The 11,132-nt window shown below is 69.5% G+C and carries 12 protein-coding genes; all 12 read left to right on the forward strand.

Annotated features, from left to right (window positions below):
• The first annotated feature begins 1 nt into the window (after position 1).
• Complete coding sequence (gene fliF, locus ASE86_RS00695; RefSeq protein WP_056421616.1) at positions 2–1,699, forward strand: flagellar basal-body MS-ring/collar protein FliF; 1,698 nt, start codon at positions 2–4, stop codon at positions 1,697–1,699.
• A complete protein-coding gene (fliG, locus tag ASE86_RS00700) occupies positions 1,696–2,715 on the forward strand; it encodes a flagellar motor switch protein FliG (protein WP_268795298.1) in 1,020 nt (339 codons plus the stop codon). The genes fliF and fliG overlap by 4 nt, the downstream gene beginning before the upstream one ends.
• Positions 2,708–3,442, forward strand: coding sequence for a hypothetical protein (locus ASE86_RS00705; protein ID WP_056421617.1), 735 nt, complete (start codon positions 2,708–2,710; stop codon positions 3,440–3,442). Before fliG ends, ASE86_RS00705 begins: the two co-directional genes overlap by 8 nt.
• Entirely contained in the window at positions 3,436–4,767 is a 1,332-nt protein-coding gene (locus ASE86_RS00710) for a FliI/YscN family ATPase (RefSeq protein ID WP_056421618.1), read from the forward strand. The genes ASE86_RS00705 and ASE86_RS00710 overlap by 7 nt, the downstream gene beginning before the upstream one ends.
• Positions 4,760–5,188 carry a hypothetical protein gene (locus ASE86_RS00715; RefSeq protein ID WP_056421619.1) on the forward strand — a complete coding sequence of 143 codons (429 nt, stop codon included), beginning with the start codon at positions 4,760–4,762 and terminating at the stop codon, positions 5,186–5,188. Before ASE86_RS00710 ends, ASE86_RS00715 begins: the two co-directional genes overlap by 8 nt.
• 37 nt (positions 5,189–5,225) lie before the next feature.
• Positions 5,226–7,550: a flagellar hook-length control protein FliK gene (locus ASE86_RS00720; protein ID WP_056421620.1), complete on the forward strand. Its 2,325-nt coding sequence runs from the start codon at positions 5,226–5,228 to the stop codon at positions 7,548–7,550.
• 20 nt (positions 7,551–7,570) lie between these two features.
• Positions 7,571–8,245, forward strand: a complete 675-nt coding sequence (fliL, locus tag ASE86_RS00725; RefSeq protein ID WP_056421621.1) for a flagellar basal body-associated protein FliL — start codon at positions 7,571–7,573, stop codon at positions 8,243–8,245.
• Between the two features lie 6 nt (positions 8,246–8,251).
• On the forward strand, positions 8,252–9,238 hold the full coding sequence (locus ASE86_RS00730; RefSeq protein WP_056421622.1) for a flagellar motor switch protein FliM: 987 nt from the start codon (positions 8,252–8,254) through the stop codon (positions 9,236–9,238).
• Positions 9,235–9,528 (forward strand): flagellar motor switch protein FliN, encoded by a 294-nt coding sequence (gene fliN / locus ASE86_RS00735; protein WP_056421623.1) that lies wholly within the window; start codon positions 9,235–9,237, stop codon positions 9,526–9,528. Before ASE86_RS00730 ends, fliN begins: the two co-directional genes overlap by 4 nt.
• A 17-nt stretch (positions 9,529–9,545) precedes the next feature.
• Positions 9,546–9,803, forward strand: a complete 258-nt coding sequence (locus ASE86_RS00740) for a flagellar biosynthetic protein FliO (RefSeq protein ID WP_056421624.1) — start codon at positions 9,546–9,548, stop codon at positions 9,801–9,803.
• A 47-nt stretch (positions 9,804–9,850) separates the two neighbouring features.
• Entirely contained in the window at positions 9,851–10,642 is a 792-nt protein-coding gene (gene fliP / locus ASE86_RS00745) for a flagellar type III secretion system pore protein FliP (RefSeq protein ID WP_082441809.1), read from the forward strand.
• A 127-nt stretch (positions 10,643–10,769) separates the two neighbouring features.
• Positions 10,770–11,039, forward strand: coding sequence for a flagellar biosynthesis protein FliQ (gene fliQ / locus ASE86_RS00750; RefSeq protein WP_056421626.1), 270 nt, complete (start codon positions 10,770–10,772; stop codon positions 11,037–11,039).
• The last annotated feature ends 93 nt before the right edge of the window (positions 11,040–11,132 follow it).

Here is an 11,132-nt window from a genome sequence, read left to right on the forward strand (position 1 = left end):
CATGGCCACGCAGATCATCCCCTCGCCCGGCGCCGTGCCGACCGAACCCCGCTTCGCCAACCCGCTGAAGCAGGTTGCCGGTTTCATGGGCCAGCCCGCGGTCAAGCGCAGCCTGCCGCTCATCCTGCTGATCGGCCTGATCGCCGCCGCCGCGCTCGCCTGGGCTACGCTGCGCACGCCGCCGCAGAAGGTGCTGTTCGGCGGCCTTGGCGATGCCGACAAGTCGGCGGTCGTCCAGGCGCTCGACACCGCCAGCATTCCGAACGCCGTCGACGGATCGGGCAACATCACCGTCGGCGAGGATGATTATCACAAGGCGCGGATGCTGCTGGCGGGCCAGGACCTGCCGAAGGCGGCACCGGGCGGCTATGCGCTGCTCGACCAGCTGCCGATGGGCGTCAGCCGCGCGGTCGAAGGCGAGCGCGTCAAGCAGGCGCGCGAGACCGAGATCGCGCGTTCTATCCAGGAGATCGACGTGGTCGCGGAAGCGCGCGTCCACCTCGCCACGCCCGAATCGACCGTCTTCGTGCGCGACCAGGCCGCGCCCACCGCGTCGGTCGTGCTGAAGCTGCAACCCGGCCGCGTGCTGAGCGACGCGCAGACCCGATCGATCGTCAACCTGGTCGCCGCATCGGTGCCGGGAATGAAGCCCGATTCGGTGACCATCGTCGACCAGATGGGCACGCTGCTCAGCAATTCGGGCGGCGGCGACGGTTCGGGCGAGGACGACCGGCGCATCGCGATCCAGCGCCAGGTCGAGGAAAAGGTGAAGGCGCAGGTGGCGCAGCTGCTCACCCCCCTGGTCGGCGCGGGCAACTTCACCGCCGAGGTCCAGGCCGACATCAATTTCGACGAAACCCAGGCGACGCGCGAAAGCTATGAGAAGCAGGGCGCGCTGCGGGCCGAACAGGGCAGCTGGACCGGCAACCAGCCGAACGCCGGTGCGCCGGGCGGCATCCCGGGTGCGCTCAGCAACCAGGCGCCCGCCGCCTCCACGCTCACGACCCCGGCCAACGGCGGCACCCAGCCGCCGCCCAACGGCGCCGCCCCCGGCGGTGCCCCGGCCGATCCGATGAAGCAGTCCGACAGCTTCACCCGCAACTACGACCTCGGCCGCGAAGTGTCGGTGACGCGCAACGCGCCGGGCAGCATCCGCCGCCTGTCGGTCGCCGTGCTGCTGCGCGACCCCGACAAGGGCCGCCGCACCGCGATGGAAGTCCAGCAGATCACCGGCCTGGTGCAGGCGGCGGTCGGCTACAACCCGCAGCGCCAGGACCAGGTCAACGTCATCTCGAAGAAGTTCAACGGCGCCGCGACCGAGGCCGTCGAAGCCCCCGCCTGGTACCAGGCCGAATGGGTGCCGATGGTGCTGCGCAACGCGACCGCGCTCGTCATCGCGCTGCTCGTGCTGCTGCTGGGCGTCCGTCCGATCGCCAAGGCGCTGATGAAGAAGCGTGACGACGCCGGCGGCGATCCGGCCAAGCTCGCCTTCGCCAATCCCGATGCCGATCCGGCGACGCAGGGGCGTGCGACGGCGGCCGCGGGCGCGGCGCAGGAACCCGGCGTGTCGATCGAGATGCTGGACAACGCGCGCAACTATGACGAGCGCGTCGGGCTGGTCCGCGGCTTCACGCGTGAAAACCCGACCCGCGCGGCCCTCGCCGTCCGCGACATGATCAAGACCGGAGAGGCGCAGTGACCCAGATCCAGGGGGGCGGGCGGACCTATACCGGCGTCGAACGCGCTGCGGTGCTGATGATGCTGGTCGGCGACGACGAAGCCGCCGCGATCCTGCAGAAGCTGGACCCGGAAGAAGTCCGCCAGCTGGGCAAGGCGATGTTCAACGTCGCCGACGTGAGCGAGGCGGAAGTCGAGGACGTGCTCGACGATTTCGTCGGCCATGCCCGCCAGCGGACCGCGATCGGGTTCGACCCGCGCCCGAAGATCGAAGGCATGATGACCAAGGCGCTGGGGCCCGACAAGGCCGACAGCGTGCTGGCGCGCATCACCCCGACCGAGGCGGCGTGCCAGGTCGACCTGCTCGACTGGCTGGACGCGACCGAGATCGCCACGATGATCGAGACCGAACACCCGCAGGTCGCGGCGATCATCCTGGCCAATCTCGATTCGTCGGTCGCGGCCAAGGTGTTGGAGATCCTGCCCGAGCACGTCCAGCCCGAGATCCTGCACCGTGTCGCCAAGCTGGGGCCGATCACGCCCGAGGCGGTCGAGACGCTGAATTCCATGCTGTCGAACCGCGCCGGCCGAACCGGCGGCAGCTCGGCCGCACTGCAACTGGGCGGGACCAAGGAAGCGGCCAAGATCATGCAGTCGGCGCGCAAGGCGACGGAAGCGCGCGTGATGCCCAAGCTGCACAAGATCGACAAGGACGTGGCGCGCGCGATCGAGGAGGCGATGTTCGTCTTCGACAATCTGCTCGACCTGGACGACAAAAGTCTCGGCACGCTCATCCGCAACATCGACACCGATACGCTGGTGCGCGCGCTGAAGGGCGTCGAGGAACCGATCCGCAACCGCTTCCTCGGCTGCATGTCGAGCCGCGCGGCCGACGGCATCCGCGACGAGATGGAATCGCGCGGGCCGATGCGCCTGAGCGAAGTGCTCGACGCGCAGAAGGCGGTCATCGCCATCGCCCGCGGCCTCGCCAAGGACGGATCGATCATGATGGGCGGCGGCGACGACGACTATGTCTGATTTCCACGCCGGGTTCGTCAGCCGCCACGATGCGGCCGCTGCCGCGCTCAGCGCCGCCTTCGCGGTGCCGGGCGGGTTCGAGCCGCGCGACCTGAGCGGCAAGCCCGCCGCGCCGCGCCCGCGCAGCTTCTCGCCGCAGGGTGAAGGCGGCCCGCGCCACTTCACGCCGTTCGACCCCGATAACCGCCAGAACGAAGGCTGGGACCCCAGCCACCCCGACGCAGCGTCGGCCGATGGCAGCTTCATGGACGTCGTCGCCACGCGCGATGCGGCCCATGCCGAGGGCTTCGCCGCCGGCCTGGCGCAGGCCGCCGCCGACGCCGGGCGCGACCGTGCGCTGGTCGAGGCGCTAGGCATCGCGCTTGCGCAGGGCGTCGCCTTCGATCGCGACCGACTCGCGCGCCAGTTGCGCCAGACCGTGCTGCTGCTGGTCTCGCGCCTGGTCGGCGATGTCGGCGTGTCGGGCGAGTTGCTCGCGGGCCGGATCGCATCCGCCGCCGACGCGCTCGCCGATTCGGCCGAGAGCGCGCTGCTGCGCCTGAACCCGGCCGATGTCGCGCTGGTCGAGGGCCGCCTGCCCCCGTCGCTGTTCCCGGTCGGCGACCCGAACGTCCTGCGCGGCAGCTTCGTGCTCGAAAGCGCGTCGACCGTCGTCGAGGATGGCCCCGACCGCTGGCTGGAACAGCTGACAAGCTCCATCGACCGGATCGCACCGCCGACATGCTGAACGACTTTGCCGACCGCTACCTCGCCGACCTGGGCGCGAGCGACTTTGCGCCGCGTCCGGCGATTGCGGGGCGCCTGTCGTCCTACGACGGCCTGCTGATGGAAGCGATCGGCCTGTCACTGCCGGTGGGGACGATCTGCACGATCGGCGGCGGCGACCACGGGATGGTCGAGGCCGAAGTGATCGGCTTCCGCTCCGGTCGCACGATTCTCATGAACCTCGGCGGCCCCGCCGCCCTCCTGCCCAATGCGCCCGTGCGGCCGATCGGCCCCCCGGGTGAGGCGGAGGTCGGTGCGGCATTGCTCGGCCGCGTCGTCGACGGGTCGGGCAAGCCGATCGACGGCAAGGGTCCGATCCGCGGCGCCAAGCGCTGGCCGCTGGCGGGCAAGCTCCAGTCCCCGCTCGACCGCGGCCGTGTCCTCGAACCGATGGACGTCGGCGTCCGCGCGATCAACGGCCTGCTGACGATCGGGCAGGGCCAGCGCGTCGGCATCATGGCCGGATCGGGCGTCGGCAAGTCGGTACTGCTCGGCATGATGGTCCGCGCCGCCAAAGCCGACGTCGTCGTCGTCGGGCTGATCGGCGAGCGCAGTCGCGAAGTCGCCGACTTCCTGGAAACCAAGATCCACGGCGAGGCCCGCGCGCGATCGGTCGTCGTCGCGGTGCCGGCCAACCATTCGCCGGTGCTGCGCATCCGCGGCGCGCTGCGCGCCACCGCCATCGCCGAAAGTTTTCGCGCGGAGGGCAAGCGCGTGCTGCTCATCATGGATTCGCTGACGCGCGTCGCGCACGCCGGGCGCGAGATCGGCCTGGCGCTGGGCGAGCCGGCGTCGGCCCGCGGCTATCCGCCCTCGGCCATCGCGATGCTGCCCAACCTGATCGAGCGCGCGGGCACCTGCGCGATTTCGGGCGGGTCGATCACGGCCATATACACCGTGCTGGCCGACGGCGACGACGGCAATGATCCGGTGGTCGATTCGGCGCGATCGATCCTCGACGGGCATATCGTGCTGAACCGGGCCCTCGCCGAACGCGGCGTCTATCCCGCGATCGACGTCGGGCCTTCGGTCAGCCGCGTGATGACCGACATCACGTCGAAATCGCACCAATATGCTGCACGCGTGCTGCGCCGTCATCTTGCAACATATGAAGAGAACCGCGACCTCGTGCTGATGGGCGCGTACCGCGCCGGCGCGGACCCCGCCATCGATGCGGCCATCGCCTATCACCCCGCGGTCATGGACTTCGTCCGGCAGGACTATGACGCGGTCGTTTCGCTGGACGAGGCCGTGACCGAGCTGACCGGCGTCTTCGGCGATGGCTGACAAGCACGCGCAGAAGCTGAACCGCCTGCTGCGCGTCCGCACGTTGCAGCTCAACCTGACGCGCGCGGGCGAAGCCGCCGCCAACGCCAAGCTCGACAGCGAAGCGCAGCTGGCGGCGCGAATCCAGCGGCTGGCCGAGAATGTCGCACCGCGCGAAAACGACGGCGGGTTCGCCGCAGACTTGGCGGCCGCAGCCTATTACCGCGACCGCCTCCACGCCTCGGCGGTCGCTGCCGAGACCCGTCGCGCCATGGCCGAAGCTGGCGTCGAACGCGCGCGCGACGCCACGCGCGAAGCCCGCCGCGACCAGTCGGCGATCGAGAAGCTGATCGTCCGCGCCGAGGCGCAGGTCGCGCTCAAGGACCTGCGCGCGATGGAAGATGCGCCGCACTTCAAACGGAACCGGCACACTTCTTGCTGAGCGTTGGGCGACGTCTCGCCACAGGAACGCTTCCGCAATGCTGCAACCGACCACGCTATCGCTTTCGTCCCTGCTGAGCCCCGCCCGCGGCGGTGGCTCGCCGATGGCGACGACCGGCGATTTCGCGATGGCGCTCGCCGAACTGTCGGTCCTGCCGCCGACCGAGGCGGCGACCGCGCCGATCCCGACCGCGGCGGCCGGCGCGGCGCCGATCCGGCAGGACCTTGCCGCCCCCGGCAATATCGTGCCGATCATCTCCACTGCATTGACCAAGGTCGTCGATCAGCCGCTCGCGGTCGTGGTGCCCGCACCCGCGCTCGACTGCGCGGTCGAGCCGGAGCGCCCCGCGCTACCCGACGGCCTGCTGAGCGTCGCCGCGCCCGTGGCGAGCCCGGACTACCGCCCGACGGGGGCGGTGCCTGTCGTTTCCTATGCCGATCCGGCCACTCCGGCGGCGATCGTCGCGGACGTGGTGGTCCGCGCTGCGATCCCGCTGACGCCGACCGCCCCGGTCCCGAAGACTGTGCCGATCGCGGTCGAGAAGCCCGGGATCGCCGTCGCGCCTCAGCCGGCGCCGATTGCGCTTCAGCCCTTCGCAGACGCCACGGACGTTGCCGAGGCCGAGGTTCCGACTTCGTCCGACGACACGGCCGAACGCGCGTCCGTTTCCGATGGATCGGACGCGGAAAGCGCGCCCGCAATCATCCTCGCCGCGCCGCCCCCTGCCCTCGCAAGCGTGGTCGTGCCGCCGCTGACGCCACTGACGATCACGCCGACCCCGATACCGACCGCGCCGCTGGAGACGCCTGCACCGCTGGTGACGCCTGCGCCCGCGCCGATCCCGGCCGAACCCATTGCCGCGCCCGCGCAAGCGACCAGCCCAACCGTGTCGCCCGACGCCGCCGACCACGAAGCGACCGCTTCGCGCACCGGCGTCACCGTTCCGGCACTTGCGGAGACCGCCGACAAGTTCACGTCCTACCCCCGCGTGACCGAAGCGGTGGCGCTGCCGGCACATCCGATCGTTATGCCTCCGGTGGCTTCGGAAGGAGCGCCGCCCCCTCGCGTGCAGCAGCAGACACGACCCGCGGCGGACATGCCGGACGTTCGTGCGGTCGCGACGCCCGATCTCGCCGCGCTGCCCGGCGCGACACTGGCGCCGCCGACGATGCTGTTCGCGCAGCATCGCCCGATCCCTGCGGCACCCAGCGACACCGTGCCGGTTGCCCCGGTCAAGGCCGCCGCTATCGCCGCGCCGGCCGCGACCGACTGCCTGCAAGCCCCTGAGCCCGCGCAGCTGCCCGGTGAAGCGGTAGAGGCTGCTCCGGTCGCGGCTGTCGCGAACGACACGCCGACGCCTGTGCTTCCCGCCGCGCTGAAAGGCGCACTGTCGTCGCCGGCGCCGGTGCTGTCATCCGTCGCCGCACCGCTCCCGCCGATCACTGCGCCGCTCGCGCCGGTTACCGCGCCGGTCACCGCGCCAATCACCGCGCCGGTCACCGCGCCGCCAGCGCCCGTCGGTGCAGCGCCGGTGGTCGTCACGCCCGACCAGCCGGCCGCTACGATTCAGCCGGTCGCCGTCGCGTCGCCAGCCGATCGACCGGTCGTCGCACCGACGTCCCGCGCACGGACTACGACAGCCGCTGCACCGATCGATAAGCAGCCGGCGATCGACGTCGAGACCCGCCGCCCCGTCGGCACGCCGGACATGCGCGTCGTCGCCCTCCCGCCGGCCCCGCCTCCGACGCCGGAGGTGCTGCCTGCCGCCCAGATGTTCGCGCAGGCGATGTTCGCCACCCCGCGCGCGATGGTCGAAGCCGAAGACGCATCCGGCGACGCATTGCCGATCGCGCTGCTGACGCTCACCGGACATCCCGCCGGCGCGACCACCGCGCCCCTTGCCGTGCAGGCCATGACCGCCGCGAGCGACCAGGCCCCGCTCGACCTGTCGCGGGGCGAATGGATGACCACGATGATCGACCGGATCGAGACGCTGCGCGACGAATCGGGTGCGATCGGCGAGACGCGGCTGAAGCTGGCGCCCGACGCGCTCGGCAACGTCGATGTCTCCGTCCGCCGCGACGACGCCGGGCAGTATCAGGTCCGCATCTCGGCAGACACCGCGCCCGCCCGCACCATCCTGGCCGAAGCCGCCCCGCGTCTGGTCGACATGGCGGAGGCGCGCGGGCTGAAGCTGTCGCACGCCGGCGTCGACGGCGGCACCGGCGGCAACACCGGCTTCACCGATTCGAACCGTCGCGACGCACCGCCGTCCGCGATGCCGCCGCGTCGTCCGGCTTCCGCCGCGAACGATGGCGATGCGGGCGTCGAACCCACCATCCACACCACGCGAATCGCCTGACCACGAAGGGGACATAGGCCATGAGTGACAAGAAGACCGAGGCGCCCGACGCGGCGAGCCCGAAGAAGAAGCGTGGCATCGTCAAGCTGCTGGCCATCGTCGTCGCGCTGCTGGCGCTGGTCGGCGGCGGCGTCGGCGCCGGGCTCTACGCAGCCTCCAGCGGCCTGATCGGCGGGGGCGGCCATTCCGGGAAGGCGGAGGACGCCGACACGCCCAAGCTGGTGCCCAAGTCCGAGGAAAAGCGCGCCGATGCCGCCGGCGAAGAGGGAAAGTCGGGCGGCGAAGGTGGCGAGGGTACCGCCAGCGAGGGCGAGGATGCCGCCAAGGCCGAATCGCATGAAGGCCTGCCGACGCCGAAGGGTGAAGGCGGCGACAAATATGCCTCGACCTACTTCACGCTGGAAAAGGAATTCACCTCCAACCTGAAGGAGAGCACGCACTTCATCCAGGTCGGCATCGCGGTATCGACGCCGTACGACGATCGCGTCATCGGCAACCTGAAAACGCACGAGATCGCGGTGCGATCGGCCATCCTGATGACGCTGGGCGATACCGACGAGGACGCCGTCTTCACGCCGACCGGCAAGGAGGCGCTGCAACAGAAACTGGTCCAGGCGATCAACCGCGTTCTGAAACAAAAAGAGGGATTCGGCGGCGTTGGTAACGTCTACTTTACCAATTTTGTTGTTCAGTGAGCGTGCATGGTTAACGGCACGGAAACCGAAACGATCGAGCGGCGCGAACGGCCGAGGACCGACCGGCGCGGGGGCGCCGAACACGCGCCGTCGCTCGGTGTCGCCAACCTCAATCCGTTCGGTGACCTCCATACGTTGCAGCATCTGTCCGCGCGTCTGGCGCGGGCGCTGCGCACGGTGTTCGAGCCGGTGCTGCGCCGCGGCCTGCGCACCTGGGCCGAACCGCTGGTCGTCCAGCGCTTCGCCGACTATTCGGCCGAGCGCGACGGCGGCCTGACGGCCTGGCTGCCGCTGGCGATGGCGCCGACGCAAGCGCGCGCCTTTGCGATCTTCGACGGCGGGTTCGTGCTCGAGACGCTGGACCTGTTCTTTGGCGGCCACGGCGATCGCCCGCGCATCCTGCCGAGTGAATTCACCCCCGCCGCCGAAGCGATGATCGGTCGCCTGGGTCGCATGATCGCCGATCCGCTGACGGTCGCCTGGGGCACGATGGCGCGCCTCGACTTCCAGCCGGGCAGCCCCGAAGCGTCGCCCGCGATGCTGCAGGGCGTCGATGGCGACGACGCCATGATCGTCACCCGCTTTGGTCTCGCCGCGGGCGACGGCGAGCCGATCTTCATCGACATCGTCTATCCGGTCGCCGGACTGAAGCCGTTCGCGCCGACGCTGACCGGCAAGGTCATGAGCCGCGCGTCGGTCGAGCCCAAGTGGCGCAGCGGCCTGACCCGCGCGGCGATGAACGTCCGCTTCCCGGTCCGCTCGGTGCTGGCCGAACCCGTCATTTCGCTGGCGACGCTGATGGAGCTGAAGGTCGGCGACGTCATCCCCGTCAGCTTCGGCGCCGAAGTCCCGGTCATGGTCGGTCGCGACCGGCTGGGCCAGGGCATCGTCGGCACGTCCAACGGCAAGGCCGCGATCCGCATCACCAAGTTCGAGCGCGACGGCGACGACGCCGATCACGCACACGATGTTTACGAAGAGGACGAGCGATGAACGACATGACCGGCGGATTTCCCGTCGATGCATCGGTAGCGACGAATTTCCGGCTGCTGCAGGACGTCGACGTCAAGCTGACCGTCGAGATCGGCTCGACCAGCCTGACGCTGCGCGAGCTGCTCGCGCTGGGCGAGGCGAGCGTCATCGAACTCGACCGCCACGCCAACGAACTGCTCGACGTCTTCGTCAACGGCACCCTCATCGGCCGCGGCGAAGTCGTGACCGTCGGCGAGAAGTTCGGCGTGCGGATGACCGAACTGGTCAGCCCCGACAAGCGCGCCCGCTAAGCGAAGGCCCTGACGTCATGATGTGGTCCTATATCCTGAAGCTGGTCGTGCTGCTGCCGCTGGTCTGCGGCCTGCTGATCGGCTGCCTGTACCTGTGGCGCCGCCTGGAAGCGCGGATGCCCGGCAACCAGGGCGAGCGGATGCTGAAGGTGAAGGAGACCATGATGATCTCCCCCGGCCTGCGTCTCGCCGTGCTCGATTTTGAAGGGCGTCGCCTGCTGATCTCGGTCGGCCGCGGTGGCGTCACCCTGATCGACAAGAGCGACGTGCAGTGACCCTCGCGCAAGCTTTCCTGCCCGATATGCGCAGCAATTCGGGCCGCATGGTCCGCGGCCTGCTGATCGTGTTCGCGGTGATGACCGCGCTGCTGGTCGCCTTCCCCGCCTTTGCGCAAGGTCTGCCGGCCGCGCCGATCCCTCCCGCGGCACCGGGTGTCGGCGACGCGATGGACCGCGCGATCGGCCAGCTGGGCGGCGGCCAGGCCCCGCTCAGCCTGTCGTTGCAAGTCCTCATCATCATGGGGCTGCTGACCGTCCTGCCGGGCATCCTGCTCATGATGACCAGCTTCACGCGGATCGTCATCGTGCTGGCGATCCTGCGCCAGGCACTGGGCCTCCAGAATTCGCCGCCCAACCAGGTCATCATCGGTCTGTCGCTGTTCCTCAGCCTGTTCATCATGGCCCCGGTGGTCAGCCAGGTGAACGAGAACGGCATCAAGCCCTATGCCGCCGGCCAGATCACTTCGACCCAGCTCATCGAGCGCGGCGGCGAGAGCTTCCACGCCTTCATGCTGAAGCAGACACGGGTGAAGGACGTGACGATGTTCGCCGGGATCGCCAAGAGCGGGCCGTATGCGAACCCGAAGGACGTGCCCTTCTCGGTCCTGCTGCCCGCCTTCGTCACGTCGGAGCTGAAGACCGCCTTCCAGATCGGCTTCCTGATCTTCCTGCCTTTCATCGTCATCGACCTGGTCGTCGCGACCGTCCTCATGTCGCTCGGCATGATGATGCTCAGCCCGCAGATTATCTCGCTCCCCTTCAAGCTGCTGCTGTTCGTCCTGGTCGACGGCTGGGCGCTGACCATGGGCAGCCTCGCCAACAGTTTCGTGAGTTAGCGATCGTGCGCTTCCTCCAACCCGTTCGGGCTGAGCTTGTCGAAGCCCTGCCCTTCTATTTCGAACCAGTTGCCGGAGAAGGACAGCCCTTCGACAAGCTCAGGGCGAACGGCGGAGAGCGTAGGTAATGGACGCAGATTATTTCCTGACCGTCGCGCGCGAGGCGATGTGGGTACTGGCGCTGGCGTCGGCCCCGATCCTTATTCCTGCGCTCGTCTCCGGTCTGATCCTGGGCATGATCCAGGCAGCGACGTCGATCAACGAACAGACGCTGTCGTTCGTGCCGAAGCTGATCGTCGTCGCGGTCAGCCTGGTGATCTTCGGCGCGATGATCCTGGGGCTGTTGGGCGATTTCACGACCAGCATCTTCGAACGCATTCCTGAGCTCGTCAGATGAGCGGCGCCAGCGCGGCCACGACCGCGCGTCCGGCGCAAGCACGGCCGGCGTCGGCATGGCCGACGCCCGACGACGCGGCTTTGCCGCGGCGGG

The organism is Sphingomonas sp. Leaf33, from assembly GCF_001421785.1.
Taxonomy (GTDB): Bacteria; Pseudomonadota; Alphaproteobacteria; order Sphingomonadales; family Sphingomonadaceae; genus Sphingomonas.